A 15062-nucleotide genomic window follows, 5' to 3' on the forward strand; every position below is an offset into this window, starting at 1 on the left:
TATGATCAAAAAATCTACTGTCAACGGCAGGACTGCAATCTGATCAAATCTTCTCGGTCAGCAAGGTTTCCCGAACCTGAGCGATTCCCTGTTCAATGTCACCCTGGACAGCGGCAGCAACGCGGTCGGCGTCACCGGATTTCAACGCCTCTAGCGCCTCGGCATGTTTGTCGGGCAGGTTTGCCGTACCATAGCGCCCCAGCACGACCCGCAGAGATGGGCCGGCACGCAGCCACAGCATGTTGGCGATAGACGATAACACCTCGGTGCCGGCCTGATCATACAGATAGGCATGGAACCGATAATTGTGCTCCAGATAGCCGCGCACGTCTCCACGGTCGATCGCAGCGTTGAGCAGATCATCATAGCCAATCAAGCGCTCAAGCTCGACCGGACCAATGTTTTTCGTAGCCATTCGAGCTAACTCTGGCTCGATGCTCAGACGAGCGAATGCGATTTCATTCCATTGCGCCATATCGGGTTGTGGCACGGACACGCGGCGGTTCCCCTTGAAGATCAGCGCCCCTTCCGAAGTCAACCTGCGGATCGCCTCGCGCACCGGAGTCATGCCGACATCCAACACCTGAACCAAACCCTGAATGGTGACAGGTTGACCGGGGGCAAGTTCGCCGAACAGAATCATCTCGCGCAGTTTACGGTAAACGCGTTGATGATCTGGCAATTTCGCGGGTTTTTCGGACATGGGCGCCCCCTTCATCACAATTGTTTTGCCAATTCCGGCTGCAAAGATAATCTTTGAAAGCAATCTACTATGCTATCAGCAATATTACCATATTGCGCGAACGGCATTTTTTTGATCAAATGTTGCAAATCGAGGCTTTGGCCTCAAACAGGGAGAAAACTGAAGATGAAAAATACTTGGGTGATGTTGGGTATCGCATTGGCAATGGGGGCAAGCGCCGCCACGGCTGAAGAGGTGCGCGTTTATAACTGGTCCGACTATATTGACGAAGACCTGCTGGCAAAGTTCGAGGAAGAGACTGGGATCGATCTTATCTATGACGTGTTCGATTCCAACGAAGTGCTTGAGACAAAGATGCTCGCCGGCGGCTCGGGGTATGACGTTGTCGTTCCGACTGCGGACTTCCTACAACGCCAGATCACCGCAGGCGCATTCCAAAAGCTGGACAAGTCCAAACTGCCGAACATTTCCAATATGTGGGATGTGATCGAAGCGCGCACGGCGCAGTATGATCCTGGCAACGAATACTCCATCAACTATATGTGGGGCACCACCGGATTGGGCGTCAACGTTGGCAAAGTGACCGAAATACTTGGCGAAGACGCCCCCATCGACAGTATGGAACTGGTGCTCAACCCTGAAAACATGGAAAAACTGGCGGAATGCGGCGTGCAATTCCTGGATGCCCCGACCGAAATCATTCCCATGGTGCTGAAATATCTGGGTGAAGACCCCGATAGCGCCGACCCGGATGTCATCGCAAAGGTCGAACCCGTCCTGATGGCGGTTCGCCCGTACATTCAGAAATTCCACAGCTCGGAATACATCAACGCGCTGGCCAATGGCGATATCTGTGTGGCCGTCGGCTGGTCTGGTGACGTGTTGCAGGCCCGCGATCGTGCCGCTGAGGCAGATAACGGCGTTGAAATCGCCTATAATGCGTTCGCTGAAGGCTCGCTGATGTGGTTCGACCAGATGGCGATCCCGGTAGACGCGCCAAACCCGGAAGCCGCACACACATTCCTGAACTTCATCATGGATGCCGAGAATATGGCTGCCGCCTCGAACTACGTCTATTACGCCAACGGCAACAAGGCGAGCCAGGAATACCTGGTCGAAGATGTCATTGGCGACCCGGCGATCTATCCCGGCGAAGAGACGGTCAAGAACCTTTACACCAAGTCGCCATACGAGGCGAAGGTGCAGCGCGTGTTGACTCGTCTGTGGACGAAGATCAAATCGGGCACCTAAAGTCGCCCCTTCGCGCCCTCCGCTGATTGCCACTTGCGGGGGGCGCTACCTTTTACCCACCCGAGGTTATCATGTCTGACGCCGCAACTGCTCCGGTCTCTGTTTTCGCACCCTGGGAAGACGCCCAGGCCAAGCCCTTGATCCAGTTTCAGAATGTCACCAAACGTTGGGGTGATTTCACTGCGATTGACGATCTTTCAATCGACATCTACGCGCAGGAATTCTTTGCGCTGTTGGGACCGTCTGGCTGCGGCAAGACCACAATGATGCGGATGCTGGCCGGGTTCGAAACGCCGACCGAAGGCGCCATTCTGATTGACGGCCAGAACATCGCCGCCATTCCCCCCAACAAACGCGCCGTGAACATGATGTTCCAAAGCTATGCGCTGTTTCCCCACCTGTCGGTGGCCGAAAATATTGCGTTCGGTCTGAAACGCGACAAGCAACCGAAAGACCAGATCGCTGCACGGGTCGAGGAAATGCTGACCCTCGTGCAACTGAACAAGTTTGCCAACCGCAAGCCGCACCAGATTTCCGGCGGCCAACGCCAACGTGTCGCGTTGGCGAGGTCGCTTGCGAAAGCCCCCAAGCTCTTGTTGCTGGACGAACCCCTTGGCGCGCTGGACAAAAAGCTGCGTCAGGATACGCAGTTTGAATTGATGGATATTCAAGAAAAAACCGGCACAACTTTCGTGATCGTGACACATGACCAGGAAGAAGCGATGACCGTCGCCAGTCGCATTGCCGTAATGGATCATGGCAAGATTATTCAGGTCGACACGCCTTCGAAGATCTATGAAGAGCCGAAGTCAATCTATGTCGCTGACTTCATTGGTGACGTAAACCTGATCAGGGGCAACGTGTCCAAGACGGGCGGTGGACACGCGTCCATTGCCTGGGCTGAAGGTCAACCCGAGCTAACCGGCATTTCACAGCAGGATCTGCCCCTTGGAGGTGCCGCCACACTGGCGGTGCGGCCCGAGAAAATGAGCATCTATACCTCGCGCCCAAAGGATCAGGCCAATGTGATCAAGGGCAAAGTCCTGGACATCGCCTATCTGGGCAACATGTCCACTTATGTGATTGAAACCACGACCGGTGAGACAATCAAGGCACAGATCGCCAATACGCGCCGCATTCACCGCCGCCAGATCACTTGGGAAGACAAGGTTTGGCTAGGCTTCACGGACACCGCCGGCGTGGTGCTGGACAAATGAAACGCTTCGCCCTGATTTCCATCCCCTATCTATGGCTACTGGCCTTGTTTCTGGTGCCATTCCTGATCGTTTTGAAGATCAGCTTGTCGGACACTGCGCTGTCGATCCCGCCCTACACCCCCACGCTTGACCTGTCCGAAGGCTGGGCAGGTGTGAAGGAATGGTGGGCCGGGCTGGACATCGAAAACTTCACCTGGTTGACCGAGGATGACCTGTATTGGAAGGCTTATCTGTCCAGCCTGAAGATCGCCATCATCTCGACGATACTGACCCTGATGGTTGGGTATCCGATCGCCTATGGGATGAGCCGCGCGCCGGACGAATGGCGCCCGACATTGATGATGCTGATCATCCTGCCCTTCTGGACCAGTTTCCTGATCCGCGTCTATTCGTGGAAAGCGATCCTTTCGAACGAAGGGCTATTGAACCAGCTATTGATGTATCTGGGAATTATCAGCGAGCCGTTGGTGATCCTGAACACCAACCTCGCCGTCTATATCGGCATCGTCTACACCTACCTGCCCTTCATGGTCTTGCCGATCTATTCGGCGCTGGAGCGGATGGACGAAAGCCTGCTGGAAGCCGCCGAAGATCTTGGCTGCTCGCGCTTCAACGCTTTCTGGCTGGTGACATTTCCGCTTTCCAAGCAGGGCGTCGTGGCCGGGTCTTTCCTCGTCTTTATCCCCGCCATGGGTGAATTCGTGATCCCGGCCCTGTTGGGCGGGTCGAAAACGCTTATGATCGGCAAAGTGCTTTGGGAAGAGTTCTTCTCGAACCGCGACTGGCCAGTAGCGTCCGCCGTCGCCGTCATTCTTCTGCTACTGCTGATTATCCCGATTGTCCTGTTCCAGCGGAACGAAGAAAAGCAAAGGGAGGCTGAGAAATGAGGCGTCTGTCCTGGTTCAACGCGGTTTCCCTGACCTTGGGATTTGCGTTTCTCTATATTCCGATGATGATCCTGATCACCTATTCTTTCAACGCGGGTAAACTTGTGACCGTATGGTCCGGGTTCTCGACCAAATGGTATGGCGAGCTATTCCGAAACGAGGCGTTTCTGGACGCGGCGTGGGTCACGTTGAAAGTCGCGGTGATGTCGTCATCCATCGCCACGGTGCTGGGCACGATGGCGGCCTATGTCATCGTGCGCGCGGGCCGTTTCCCCGGCCGCACGGTATTTTCTGGCATGATCTACGCGCCGCTCGTGATGCCAGAAGTGATCACAGGTTTGTCTTTGCTCCTGCTGTTCATCTCGATCGGACTGGACCGTGGGGTTCTGACCATCGTTCTGGCACATACCACCTTCTCGATGTGCTTTGTATCGGTCGTGGTCTCCTCCCGCCTTGTGACCTTCGACCAGTCGCTGGAAGAGGCCGCACTTGATCTGGGCTGCACCGGATTCGAGGCCTTTCGCCTTGTCACCCTGCCCATCATCATGCCGGCGGTCGTATCTGGCTGGTTGCTGGCCTTCACCCTGTCGCTGGACGACCTTGTGATCGCGTCGTTCACTTCCGGACCCAGCTCGACCACGCTGCCGATCAAGATCTTCTCGGCGGTGCGGCTGGGCGTGAGCCCCGAAATCAACGCCCTGTCCACCATCATGATCGGTCTTGTCACCATCGGCGTTATCGGTGCGTCGCTGACATCCAAGCGGTCCATTGCCAAGCGTCAGAAAGACGAACAAGAGGCCATCCAATGACCGACTTCCTGAAAGAATACGCCGATTATTGCAAAGCGCATGGGCGGCCGGATCGGCTTGAGCTGATGTTGTGTGACATCAACGCCGTCTTGCGGGGCAAATGGTTGCCGGGGGATGATGAACAGAAGCTGACTGATGGGGCAGTGCGCCTGCCTCATTCCACATATGTACCGAACATTCTGGGGGCTGAAGTGTCCGAAACTGGGTTGGGCATTGTCGTGGGTGACCCGGACGGACGTATCGTCCCGATCGCCGGTTCGCTTAAACCAGTGCCATGGGCCAAGGGAAACATGGCACAGGTGCAGGTTGAAATGCTCGATCCCGATACGGGCAAGATCAGTGAATTATCGTCGCGCAAACTGCTTTCCAACATGGTTGACCGGTTCCATGACAAGGGATGGCACCCGGTTCTTGCCAGCGAGTTGGAGTTCTATCTGATCCAGCCACGCCAAAGCGAAGACGAGGCGCCGACCCCACCCGATCGCAGCCCCGACGCCCAGAATTATGATCTTGAAGTGCTGGAACGCACGCAAGATGTGCTGGACGATATTCTGGAGATATCGGCCATTCAGGGCATTGCGACGGACACGTTGATTGCCGAATACGGCCCAGGCCAGTTCGAGGTCAATTTCCACCATACCGACGATGTAATGAAGGCTGCCGATACGGCGCTTTTGTTCAAGCGATTGGTCCGGGGAGTTGCCCGCAATCACGGGTTGGAAGCCACCTTCATGGCGAAACCATATTCCAATTTTCCGGGCAACGGGATGCATTTGCACGCATCGGTCATTGATAAAGATGGCAAAAACATTTTCGACGATGGCAGCGGACAGGCATCAGAAATGCTGCGTGCTGCGGTGGGTGGCGCGCTTGACACCATGCGCGATTTGCAGGCCATCTTTGCACCCCATCTAAACTCCTATCGTCGCTATCGCCCGATGAGCTTTGCCCCGTCGGCCCCCGACTGGGGCTATGACAACCGTGCCGCCGGCGTCCGTCTGCCCGAGGTCTCGGGTCCCGGTGCCCGTCTGGAACACCGGATAGCGGGCGCAGATGTGAACCCCTATCTGGTGATCACCGCCATCTTGGGCGGCATTCTGCATGGGTTGGAAACGAAACCGGACCTGCCGTTGCCATTGGATGACCCAAATGCCGAAACCGCGCCGCGTCTGACCGCCGACTGGATCCGCGCTGTCGACCGGTTCTCGCAATCCGACATTGCTGCGGACATCTTTGGCGAACGCTATCGCGACATATACGCCGCTGTGCGACTGGATGAGATCGACCAGCTCACAAACGAAATCAGCCAGATCGAATACCGCGCCTATCTCGGACGGCTCTGAGCCAATGCCCCGCCGCATCTATGAAGGCTATGCCTATTCTGATGCGGCACGGGCAGAATGTATCTGGCCGCTGCCTGACCAGACCTGGCCGGAGTTGACGGACGCAGAAACAACCGAGGTCGCCATCGTCGGTGGCGGCTTTACCGGCTTGTCGGCAGCTCTGCATCTTGCCCAGTCCGGTGCCGAAGTCACTCTGCTGGAAGCACACGTTCCGGGCTGGGGGGCTTCTGGTCGCAATGGCGGTTTCTGCTGCATCGGAGGCGACAAGATCGGGCTTGGCGCAATCCGCCAGCGGTTTGGCGTTGCTGCCGCACAGGCCTATTTCAATGCTCAGCGCGGCGCAATCGACCTCGTCGACGACTTGCTCTCGACCCACGGAATTGATGCCGAGACCCATTCAAGCGGAGAACTGCAACTCGCCCACCGGCCCGACATACTGCCCACCCTGCGCGCCGAACGGGACCTCTGGGCAGAATACGGCGTCGACGCCACGCTGATCCCGCAGCAAGACCTTGCAGACCAAGGCGCATCCGGCACCTTTCACGGTGGGCTTCACGTGCCCCTGGGTTTTGCACTCAATCCCGGAAGATACTTGACCGGCCTTGCCACCGCCGCCGCAAATGTCGGGGCATTGATCCGTGCAAACAGCCTGGTCCAGTCGATCACCCGATCAGGCAGCACCTATAAGCTGAAAACGCCGCGCGGCCAATTGACGGCACGGAAGTTGATCCTTGCAACAAACGGATATGGCGCAGACGGCCTTCCCGACTGGCTGACCGGGCGTTACCTTCCCTTGCAATCCAACATCCTAATCACCCGCCCCCTGACTGAAGATGAAATCTTTGCCCAAGGCTGGACCACTGATCTTATGGCCTATGACAGCCGTCACCTCTTGCACTATTTTCGCCTGCTTCCCGACCGCCGCTTTCTGTTCGGCGCACGCGGCAATGTCAGGGCAAGCGCGCAGGGGCAGGCCGCGATGCGTGCGCGGATGCGCCGAGACCTCGCGGCGATGTTCCCGGCTTGGGTCAATGTCGAAACCCCGTTCTTCTGGTCCGGCCTCGTCAGCCTGTCCCGCGACCTGCTGCCCTATGCCGGGCCGATCGGAGATTGGGAAGACGCATGGGTGGGCATGAATTATCACGGAAATGGGGTCGCCATGGGCACATGGGTGGGTGCGCGACTGGCGGATTTGGCAATGGGGCGCGATCCCTTGCTACCCATCCACGCGCGTCCCCTGCCCCGCTTCCCCTTGCCGTCGATCAGGCGCAGCTATCTTTATCCAGCCATCCTTGCATACCGGTTGAAAGACGGCCCAGTCACCTGACCATCCCGACTTCTTCTTGTTCAGAAATCCCGGAGGTATCCCGTCTTGACCCATCAAATTGACAAACTGTCGGATTACCTCAAGGTGGCGACATGACCAGCCCGACTGTTTGCATTCCCTTCTTTTCCGGCTTTGGCCACACCAAACGTATTGCGCAGGCTATTGCGCAGGGGGTTGGCAAATCAGCGCAGCTGATTGATGTGGCTGCGATAACCGACGCCGATTGGGAGGCACTTGATGCTGCCGATGCCATTGTTTTCGGGGCACCGACCTATATGGGGTCAGCCGCCGCGCGGTTCAGCCAGTTTCTGGAGGCGGTCGATACCCGCAGGGAACATGGCAAATGGGTCGATAAGATCGCGGCGGGCTTTACGACTGCGATCCATCCGTCGGGTGACAAACTGGCAACCCTGCAAAGGTTGTCCATATTCGCTGCCCAGATGGGCATGATCTGGGTTGGCCAGTCCGAGATCGGGGCACCGGTCAAGCCTGACCGACACGGTGCCAATCGCGACGGAAGCTGGCTGGGTCTGATGGTCACAGAAAAACTGGGACAGGATGATGATCTGCCCGCGAGTGATCTTGAGACCGCACGCCGGTTCGGCGCACGTGTCGAACAGGTCACAACCCGTTGGACGCGCGGGCACCGTTGACGGCTTTCTTGGTGCCGTTCTGGCACTGGCCGTTAGAAACATGCCCTTCTTTCCTCGGTATCTGCCAGATCGCGAACTCATCAGACGCTTGAGTGGTTCAGGAATACGAAAAACCCCCACCGGTCAACGGCAGGGGTTTTCCGTTTCGTCGTTGACGGGTTTTACTTCTGCGTGATCCGCCCATCCAGCATTGGCGTCGCCGATCCCATCCCAGCCAGATACTCGGCGGTCACGTCGGCAAGGTCCGGGCCAAAATCATATGCGTTCTGCGCGTCGCGGAACATCTTGTATCCGTCACCGCCGTTGCGAACATAATTGTTGGACACAACACCATAAGTCTTGGCAGGATCAAGCGGCACATAGCTGTCGCCTTCCATGACCATCACGTCCGATATCCGTTCGCCTGCCGGCTTCGACACGTCGAAGGTGAATTTCAATCCCGCCACCTGCGGGAAGCGACCAGCGCCGTCTTCATACTGGCTGACGCCGTTTTCAAGCGCCGCAAGGATGACCTCGCCCGAGACCTGGAAGGTCGACAACGTGTTCTGGAAGGGCAGAACCGTCAATACTTCGCCCATCGTCACTTCACCCGCATCAATCGAGGCGCGAATACCGCCACCGTTCTGAATGGCGATCTGGATGCCCTGATCCTTTACGCGCGCCAGCATCGCATCGGCGATGATGTTGCCCATCGCGCATTCCCGAGCACGGCACGAAGTGCGCTCTCCGTCGATGACCTCGCTCGTTTCGGCGATAACCTTATTGCGAATTTCGTCCAGTGGAACCGCTGCCTCGGCAATTCTCGCTGCGGTCGCTTCGTCCTCAGCCACTGAAACGTCCATGATGATCGGCTCACCGCTGGCTTCGGTGATGTTGCCATCGTCATCAAAGGTGACATTCAACTCGCCAAGGAATTTGCCATAAGCATAGGCCGACACAATCGCGGTGGACCCGATCATTGTCGGGTACGGGCCTTCGGCGTTTTCATTGGAGTTGGACAGTAACGTATTCGAGTGACCACCAACAATAACGTCGACGCCAGTTGTTTCTGCGGCCACCTTCTGATCGACCCCATAGCCCGAATGGCTGAGCACGATGATCTTGTTCACCCCCTCGGCAGTCAGCTTGTCGACCTCGCCCTGCACCGCCTGCACCGGATCGGTGAAAATGACATTGGGACCGGGCGAGGCCAGTTCGTCGGTGTCCTGCGGGGTGAGGCCGATCAAGCCCAGCTTTTCTCCGCCGCGTTCGATGATGGTCGATTTGGCGAGTTCGCCGGCAAGCATCCCTTCGCCTGACACATCAGCGTTGGACATCAGGACCGGGAAATCCACCGCATCCATGAAACCGCGCAGAACTTCCGGGCCGTCGTCAAATTCGTGGTTGCCCACGGTCATGGCGTCATAGCCCATCTTGTTCATCATCTCGGCGGCCAGTTTGCCCTTGTAATAGGTATAGAACAACGTGCCCTGAAACTGGTCGCCCCCATCCACAAGAATCGTGTTGTTCGCGCGCGCGCGCGCCTCGGCGACGGCACTGACCAGACGGGCCGAACCGCCAAAGCACTCGCCTGCCGTATTGTCCTCGGCCGAGCAACCGGAATCATATTTGCTGATCGGTTCGAACCGGGCGTGAAAGTCATTGGTGTGAAGAACGGTCAACGTGTAATCCGCCGCCGCCGTACCCGCTGTCACGGCCAACACCGCAGCCGTTGTCATGAAACGCATAATCATTGGGAACCCCCTGTTATTTGTCTTGCAAACAAGTTGACGCGAGTCGGCCCGACTTGTCAAAGATCGCGATATGAATGGCAAACTGACGTAACGGGAAGATGTCAGGTCTGCGGCGACCTATTGCCCCGGGAAGCCAACATGGCTTGACGAAGTTCAGCCTGCGAGTCACATGGAGGGCATGCAGATATACAAAATTTTTCGCACCGCAGAATGGCAGGCGTTCAAGGCAGCCGGCAAGACGCTGGGCGCCCCGGTCGACCTGAAGGATGGCTACATTCACTTTTCGACCGCCGAACAGGTGGCAGAAACCGCCGCGAAACACTTCGCGGACGAAGACGCTTTGGTGCTGGTCGCGTTTGAGTCTGATGCCATGGGAGCTGCCTTGAAGTGGGAACCATCCCGCGGCGGCGCCTTGTTTCCCCATCTTTATCGTGATCTCATGTTGTCCGAAGCCCTGTGGCATCGCGCATTGCCTCTGGGTCGCGATGGTCACGACTTTCCGAAAGCCCTTGCATGAACCTGGTCGAGAAAATCGCGCTTGGCGTGCTGCACCGGATTGATCCGGAACACTCGCATTCGCTGGCCCTTATGGCGATGAAGGCTGGTGTTGTTCCAATGCCGGGTATCGTGACCTCGGACCGCCTGAGGACCTCGTTCTGTGGAATGGCCCTGAGCAATCCGGTCGGGCTTGCGGCAGGCTATGACAAGAATGCGACCGTCGTTGATGCCTTGACGCAGGCAGGCTTTGGCTTTGTCGAAGTGGGTGCCGTCACCCCGCATCCGCAACCAGGCAACCCGAAACCGCGCCTGTTTCGCCTGACCGAAGACCAGGCCGTTATCAACCGTTTCGGCTTCAATAACGAAGGGATGGAGGCAGCTGCGGCCCGTCTGACCCGCCGTTCGCGTCGACGCCCTGTGCCCGTTGGGCTGAACCTTGGGGCCAACAAAGACAGTGAAGACCGCGCGGCTGATTACGTCCGCGTGTTTGAAACCTGCGGACCCTATGTCGATTTCGCGACCGTGAATGTCAGCTCACCCAACACCGAAAAGCTGCGTGACCTGCAAGGGGCGGATGCGTTGCGGGGGCTGTTGTCAGGGGTTTTGGCCGCGCGTGAAGGGCAGGACAAATATACGCCGATCTTCCTGAAGATCGCACCGGATCTGACCGACGCCGAACTGGCCAAGGTCGCGGGTGTCGCGCAAGAAGTGGATGTCGACGCGATCATCGCCACCAACACCACCCTGTCCCGCGATGGTTTGAAAAGCCGATACAGGGCCGAGGCAGGCGGTCTGTCCGGCCCCCCTCTGTTTGAAAAATCCACCCGTGTGCTGGCCCGGTTGTCTGAATTGACCGATGGCACCATGCCGCTGATCGGGGTCGGTGGTATCGCCTCGGCGGAAGATGCGTATCAGAAGATCCGCGCGGGGGCTTCGATCGTGCAGCTTTATTCCGCGCTGGCCTATAAGGGGTTGAGCCTTGTGGAAGAGATCGCACTGGGGCTCGATGAATTGTTGGAACGAGACGGGTTCGCCCATGTCGCGGACGCCGTCGGAACCGGACGAAAGGATTGGCTATGACTGAAATCTGGCACAACCCACGCTGCTCGAAATCGCGCCAGACCCTGGCCATTCTTGAAGACCGTGGCGAGGATGTAACCGTGCGCCGGTATCTTGAGGATGCACCCGACGCGGCCACATTGCGGTCGGTCCTGACCGCTCTGGATGCTGCACCTATTGCGATCATGCGGACGGGTGAAACACGGTTCAAAGAGCTTGGATTGACCAAGGACAGCCCCGATGACACCCTGATCGCGGCCATGGTGGCGCACCCGATCCTGATCGAACGGCCCATCGTAATCAAAGAGGGCAAGGCTCGGATTGGTCGCCCGCCGGAAAGCGTGATAGAGATACTTTAGACAACGGTCCTTTCCAATGCGGGATAGCGCAGTCCAAGCGTGACACCGCGCGCGATGAACGAGATCAGCAGCGCCAGCCACAGCCCGTGATTGCCAATGAGCGGCATCAGTGCCAGAACGGCGATGATATAGATCGTTGCAGACACCACCATCATATTGCGCATGTCTGCCGTGCGGGTCGCGCCGATGAATATCCCGTCCAGCATCCAGGAAGGCCACCCCACCAAGGGCGCGAACACCATATAGATCAGGAACACGCGCGCTGCGATGCGCACGTCTTCGGCCGTGGTCATCAGGTCGATGGCCGCGCCGCCGAATAACAGAAAGCCCAACGCCAGCGCAGCCGAGATGCCTGCCCCCCATTGGCTGGACATGATCGCCGCACGGCGCAGCCCGGCGCGGTTTCGTGCGCCCAACGCCTGCCCCACGAAGGTTTCCGCGCCAAAGGCAAAACCGTCCATTGCAAAGGCGGCTACGTTCAGGAATTGAAGCAGGATCTGGTTGGCGGCCAGTTCGACATCTGAAAACCGGGCACCGAAGAACATGAAACTGGTGAAGATCGCTGTGAGCAGTAGTGACCGGATCAGAATGTCGCTGTTCACGACGGCCATGCGTTTCAGGGTTTCCGGATCCAGCACCCGCACCCGATCATGCCATGCGGCATTGGCGAACACGTCCCGACAGAGCCATAGAGCGAAGGCTGCGCCACCGACCTCGGCAATCAAGGTGGCAATGGCGACCCCTTGAATCCCCCAGCCCAACCCTAGAACAAACCAGACATCCAGAACGATGTTGATGCCGTTCATCGCTACTTGCAGCACTAGGATGGAACGCGTGCGCTCCAACGCAATCAGCCAGCCGGTGAAGGCCGTCATCGCAATGGCAAACGGGGCGCCCCAAATACGGATGGCCAGATAGTCCTGCGCCATGCCCTCGACCTCGACCGACGCAGGGGCAAGTTTGAACGCGGCCCAGAACAGGGGGACTTGTAGCACGATCAGCGCAAGCCCGGCTGTCACCGCAATCAACACCGCGCGGGTCAGCATGGCCGACACTTCACCCATTCGTCCTGCCCCATAGGCTTGCGCGGTCAGACCCGTGGTGCCCATCCGCAGGAAACCGAACACCCAATAGAAGGTCGAAATGACAACCGCCCCGATCCCCACCGCGCCAATCGGGGCCGCTTCGCCAAGCTGGCCGATGACGCCGGTATCCACGACACCCAGAATAGGCACCGTTACGTTGGACAGCACGATTGGACCCGCAACCGCAAGGATACGGCGATGGGTGATCTGCGCTGCGCGCGTGGTCATTTGCTGGGCATCAGAAAATGACCGGTGGCTTGAGTATAGAGCTTGTTACGATTGTCCTGCCACGCCTCGACATGCACCGACGCGTAGCGCCGCCCCTGCCGCACAATCCGCGCGCGCGCATAGGCGTCGCGCGGCAGGCCAGACCGCAGATAGTCGATCGAGAAATCGATTGTCTTGGGCAGATAGGGCAGGTTGTCCGGGCCAAGCGTGCCGGGGTCCAGCTTGCCGCTTTCCATGTCTTCCCACAAAGACACCCAGCTGAGTTCGATCACCGCTGCGGTTTCCAGAAACGCCGCCGTCACCCCGCCATGGATGGCTGGCAGCATTGGATTGCCGATCAGCTTGTCAGAAAACGGCAGAATGGCGGTCAACTCGTCCCCGTGACGTTCGACGGTGATGCCCAGAAAGGTCAGATAGGGCACGCTGCCGACAAGGGCCGACAAGGTTGCATCGCGACGTTTCTTGATCACCTCGACCGGTTCGGGACGGGGGCGTTTGACGGATCTGCTCATGGCGCGTCCCCCCCACTGATCTCGGTCGAGATTTCGGTCGAGCGGCGCTTGGAATCGCCATCGGCAGAAAACGCGCCGGTTGCGGTGGCCACCGGGCGGCTTTCATCTTCGTCCAGTGCCACGGCTCGCACAAAGGCCACTGACCGGGTGACGTGATAACAGGTGGCGCGCGCTGTGATCCGCTGCCCGGGCGTCGCCGGGCGCATGTAATCAATGCGCAGGTCAAGCGTCGCGGTGACCGCGGGGGCGTCTGGGTGGCTCATCACCGCCGAGCCACAGCAGGTGTCCATCAGCGCCGATACCGCGCCACCATGAATGACCCCCGAACGGGGATCGCCTATGAAGCGCGGATCATATGGCATGGACATCACTGCCTCGCCTTCCCCCAACGCGTCAAGGGTCATGCCCAAGGCCCCGCAATGCGGGATGGCTTCGGTAAATTTCCGTGCAATTTCAGCTTTCTTTTCGGGAGTAAGACCTTTGATCATCACAGGTTCCCTTTTGTCATGTCCCGCCTTTTATTGGCTGTTGCAAAACACACGTCTAGCCCTGTTTCTCGAATTGGGAATAATTCCCAATTGCAAAAACATTCGTGACAGGCGCCATCGCTCGTATTGTCCCGAGTTGGAAAGTGCGCGTGGGGCGCAGGTGCCGCTGGCTGCTCAATTCGGGTGCTGCTCCGGGCTACCACAAAGGTCTGGCCGTTGCGGCGGCTTATTGCTCGGGCCGTGCCGGGTTTGATGCTGTGGACGAACGCGCACCGCAACACTGGGCAACGCCTTGTTCAGGGCAATAGCCCGCTTTGTTCAACAGTCCCGGCCTTGATCGCGGTCCGAGCATTCTGTTCCGTTACAGTTGGCTCGATGAACAGGGCATGCCCAGAATCCGCAGGTGGTTCTACGCAATTGCACCCCATGCACTGGTCGATTACGCTGTGTCCCATAAAGATTGAAAATGGGGCACCGATGACTGAAGACCGCCTGACCTTCAAGGAAATGTGCGCGAAGTTCGACGTGACGCCGCGCACGCTCAGATACTACGAGTATATCGAACTTCTGAGTCCCGAAAAGGAAGGCCGCGCCCGCTATTACACCCCGCGCGAGATCGCGCGTATGACACTGATTCTGCGCGGGCGGCGGTTTGGCTTTTCGCTGGAGGAACTGCGACAGTGGCTTCTGATCTATGATGAGAAAGGCACAGATGCGCAAAACCGCGCGTGGGTTGAGCTTGCCGACCGGCAACTCGTTGATCTGCGCACTCAGCAGGAAGAACTGGCGGAAAGCATCAAAGACCTTCAGAAACTGCGTGACGACGTGGCCCAGGCGCTGACCTGACCCGCGTCGTTTTCCTTTGTTTCAAGTTGTAATTGGGTGTTGCCACAATAACCGGCGATATGCG

At 58.0% G+C, this 15062-nt stretch carries 17 protein-coding genes; 12 read left to right on the forward strand and 5 right to left on the reverse strand.

From position 1 onward, the window contains the following. Positions 1–43: 43 nt before the first annotated feature. Positions 44–703, reverse strand: a complete 660-nt coding sequence (locus BMY55_RS11995; RefSeq protein ID WP_245744729.1) for a GntR family transcriptional regulator — start codon at positions 701–703, stop codon at positions 44–46. A gap of 165 nt (positions 704–868) precedes the next feature. Between BMY55_RS11995 and BMY55_RS12000 the strand changes: the two genes are divergently transcribed. The 7 genes from BMY55_RS12000 to BMY55_RS12030 all read left to right on the forward strand — a co-directional run bounded on the left by BMY55_RS12000 (position 869) and on the right by BMY55_RS12030 (position 8190). Next, positions 869–1954 carry a polyamine ABC transporter substrate-binding protein gene (locus BMY55_RS12000; protein WP_091430920.1) on the forward strand — a complete coding sequence of 362 codons (1086 nt, stop codon included), beginning with the start codon at positions 869–871 and terminating at the stop codon, positions 1952–1954. Between the two features lie 71 nt (positions 1955–2025). Further along, a complete protein-coding gene (locus BMY55_RS12005) occupies positions 2026–3171 on the forward strand; it encodes an ABC transporter ATP-binding protein (RefSeq protein WP_091430922.1) in 1146 nt (381 codons plus the stop codon). Continuing rightward, complete coding sequence (locus BMY55_RS12010; protein WP_091430924.1) at positions 3168–4058, forward strand: ABC transporter permease subunit; 891 nt, start codon at positions 3168–3170, stop codon at positions 4056–4058. Before BMY55_RS12005 ends, BMY55_RS12010 begins: the two co-directional genes overlap by 4 nt. After that, positions 4055–4867 (forward strand): ABC transporter permease, encoded by an 813-nt coding sequence (locus BMY55_RS12015; protein ID WP_091430925.1) that lies wholly within the window; start codon positions 4055–4057, stop codon positions 4865–4867. Before BMY55_RS12010 ends, BMY55_RS12015 begins: the two co-directional genes overlap by 4 nt. Continuing rightward, entirely contained in the window at positions 4864–6210 is a 1347-nt protein-coding gene (locus BMY55_RS12020; RefSeq protein WP_091430927.1) for a glutamine synthetase family protein, read from the forward strand. Before BMY55_RS12015 ends, BMY55_RS12020 begins: the two co-directional genes overlap by 4 nt. Before the next feature lie 4 nt (positions 6211–6214). Further along, positions 6215–7537 carry an NAD(P)/FAD-dependent oxidoreductase gene (locus BMY55_RS12025; RefSeq protein ID WP_091430928.1) on the forward strand — a complete coding sequence of 441 codons (1323 nt, stop codon included), beginning with the start codon at positions 6215–6217 and terminating at the stop codon, positions 7535–7537. 92 nt (positions 7538–7629) lie between these two features. Further along, on the forward strand, positions 7630–8190 hold the full coding sequence (locus BMY55_RS12030) for a flavodoxin family protein (protein WP_091430930.1): 561 nt from the start codon (positions 7630–7632) through the stop codon (positions 8188–8190). 161 nt (positions 8191–8351) lie between these two features. On the opposite strand, the gene BMY55_RS12035 is transcribed toward BMY55_RS12030, so the two are convergent. Then, positions 8352–9923: a bifunctional metallophosphatase/5'-nucleotidase gene (locus tag BMY55_RS12035; RefSeq protein ID WP_177179339.1), complete on the reverse strand. Its 1572-nt coding sequence runs from the start codon at positions 9921–9923 to the stop codon at positions 8352–8354. Positions 9924–10101: 178 nt separating this feature from the next. On the opposite strand from BMY55_RS12035, the gene BMY55_RS12040 reads away from it, so the two are divergent. From BMY55_RS12040 to arsC, 3 genes are read left to right on the forward strand one after another with little or no spacing between them, the layout of a single operon-like run. Continuing rightward, positions 10102–10440 carry a DUF952 domain-containing protein gene (locus tag BMY55_RS12040; RefSeq protein WP_091432488.1) on the forward strand — a complete coding sequence of 113 codons (339 nt, stop codon included), beginning with the start codon at positions 10102–10104 and terminating at the stop codon, positions 10438–10440. Continuing rightward, positions 10437–11501, forward strand: coding sequence for a quinone-dependent dihydroorotate dehydrogenase (locus tag BMY55_RS12045; protein WP_091430931.1), 1065 nt, complete (start codon positions 10437–10439; stop codon positions 11499–11501). Before BMY55_RS12040 ends, BMY55_RS12045 begins: the two co-directional genes overlap by 4 nt. Then, the gene (gene arsC / locus BMY55_RS12050) at positions 11498–11839 is read left to right on the forward strand and encodes an arsenate reductase (glutaredoxin) (RefSeq protein WP_091430933.1); all 342 of its coding nucleotides are present in this window, start codon (positions 11498–11500) and stop codon (positions 11837–11839) included. The genes BMY55_RS12045 and arsC overlap by 4 nt, the downstream gene beginning before the upstream one ends. On the opposite strand, the gene BMY55_RS12055 is transcribed toward arsC, so the two are convergent. Genes BMY55_RS12055 through BMY55_RS12065 form a run of 3 tightly spaced genes read right to left on the reverse strand, consistent with a single transcriptional unit; the run spans position 11836 to position 14152 of the window. Continuing rightward, complete coding sequence (locus BMY55_RS12055; protein ID WP_091430934.1) at positions 11836–13152, reverse strand: MATE family efflux transporter; 1317 nt, start codon at positions 13150–13152, stop codon at positions 11836–11838. The two genes, arsC and BMY55_RS12055, sit on opposite strands and share 4 nt — an antisense overlap. Further along, entirely contained in the window at positions 13149–13664 is a 516-nt protein-coding gene (locus tag BMY55_RS12060) for a PaaI family thioesterase (protein ID WP_091430936.1), read from the reverse strand. The genes BMY55_RS12055 and BMY55_RS12060 overlap by 4 nt, the downstream gene beginning before the upstream one ends. Next, positions 13661–14152 carry a PaaI family thioesterase gene (locus tag BMY55_RS12065; RefSeq protein WP_091430938.1) on the reverse strand — a complete coding sequence of 164 codons (492 nt, stop codon included), beginning with the start codon at positions 14150–14152 and terminating at the stop codon, positions 13661–13663. The genes BMY55_RS12060 and BMY55_RS12065 overlap by 4 nt, the downstream gene beginning before the upstream one ends. Before the next feature lie 104 nt (positions 14153–14256). Between BMY55_RS12065 and BMY55_RS16795 the strand changes: the two genes are divergently transcribed. Together BMY55_RS16795 and BMY55_RS12070 are read left to right on the forward strand one after the other, a co-directional pair. Then, positions 14257–14460: a hypothetical protein gene (locus tag BMY55_RS16795; protein WP_143064333.1), complete on the forward strand. Its 204-nt coding sequence runs from the start codon at positions 14257–14259 to the stop codon at positions 14458–14460. Positions 14461–14629: 169 nt separating this feature from the next. Continuing rightward, positions 14630–14998, forward strand: a complete 369-nt coding sequence (locus BMY55_RS12070; RefSeq protein WP_091432491.1) for a MerR family transcriptional regulator — start codon at positions 14630–14632, stop codon at positions 14996–14998. The last annotated feature ends 64 nt before the right edge of the window (positions 14999–15062 follow it).

The sequence above is a fragment of the Aliiroseovarius sediminilitoris genome (assembly GCF_900109955.1).
Classification (GTDB): domain Bacteria; phylum Pseudomonadota; class Alphaproteobacteria; order Rhodobacterales; family Rhodobacteraceae; genus Aliiroseovarius; species Aliiroseovarius sediminilitoris.

What these genes read in the sequence shown, in the direction of transcription:
- BMY55_RS11995 (WP_245744729.1), bottom strand. Translation starts at nt 703, where the DNA reads ATGTCCGAAAAACCCGCGAAATTGCCAGATCATCAACGCGTTTACCGT.
- BMY55_RS12000 (WP_091430920.1), top strand. Translation starts at nt 869, where the DNA reads ATGAAAAATACTTGGGTGATGTTGGGTATCGCATTGGCAATGGGGGCA.
- BMY55_RS12005 (WP_091430922.1), top strand. Translation starts at nt 2,026, where the DNA reads ATGTCTGACGCCGCAACTGCTCCGGTCTCTGTTTTCGCACCCTGGGAA.
- BMY55_RS12010 (WP_091430924.1), top strand. Translation starts at nt 3,168, where the DNA reads ATGAAACGCTTCGCCCTGATTTCCATCCCCTATCTATGGCTACTGGCC.
- BMY55_RS12015 (WP_091430925.1), top strand. Translation starts at nt 4,055, where the DNA reads ATGAGGCGTCTGTCCTGGTTCAACGCGGTTTCCCTGACCTTGGGATTT.
- BMY55_RS12020 (WP_091430927.1), top strand. Translation starts at nt 4,864, where the DNA reads ATGACCGACTTCCTGAAAGAATACGCCGATTATTGCAAAGCGCATGGG.
- BMY55_RS12025 (WP_091430928.1), top strand. Translation starts at nt 6,215, where the DNA reads ATGCCCCGCCGCATCTATGAAGGCTATGCCTATTCTGATGCGGCACGG.
- BMY55_RS12030 (WP_091430930.1), top strand. Translation starts at nt 7,630, where the DNA reads ATGACCAGCCCGACTGTTTGCATTCCCTTCTTTTCCGGCTTTGGCCAC.
- BMY55_RS12035 (WP_177179339.1), bottom strand. Translation starts at nt 9,923, where the DNA reads ATGATTATGCGTTTCATGACAACGGCTGCGGTGTTGGCCGTGACAGCG.
- BMY55_RS12040 (WP_091432488.1), top strand. Translation starts at nt 10,102, where the DNA reads ATGCAGATATACAAAATTTTTCGCACCGCAGAATGGCAGGCGTTCAAG.
- BMY55_RS12045 (WP_091430931.1), top strand. Translation starts at nt 10,437, where the DNA reads ATGAACCTGGTCGAGAAAATCGCGCTTGGCGTGCTGCACCGGATTGAT.
- arsC (WP_091430933.1), top strand. Translation starts at nt 11,498, where the DNA reads ATGACTGAAATCTGGCACAACCCACGCTGCTCGAAATCGCGCCAGACC.
- BMY55_RS12055 (WP_091430934.1), bottom strand. Translation starts at nt 13,152, where the DNA reads ATGACCACGCGCGCAGCGCAGATCACCCATCGCCGTATCCTTGCGGTT.
- BMY55_RS12060 (WP_091430936.1), bottom strand. Translation starts at nt 13,664, where the DNA reads ATGAGCAGATCCGTCAAACGCCCCCGTCCCGAACCGGTCGAGGTGATC.
- BMY55_RS12065 (WP_091430938.1), bottom strand. Translation starts at nt 14,152, where the DNA reads ATGATCAAAGGTCTTACTCCCGAAAAGAAAGCTGAAATTGCACGGAAA.
- BMY55_RS12070 (WP_091432491.1), top strand. Translation starts at nt 14,630, where the DNA reads ATGACTGAAGACCGCCTGACCTTCAAGGAAATGTGCGCGAAGTTCGAC.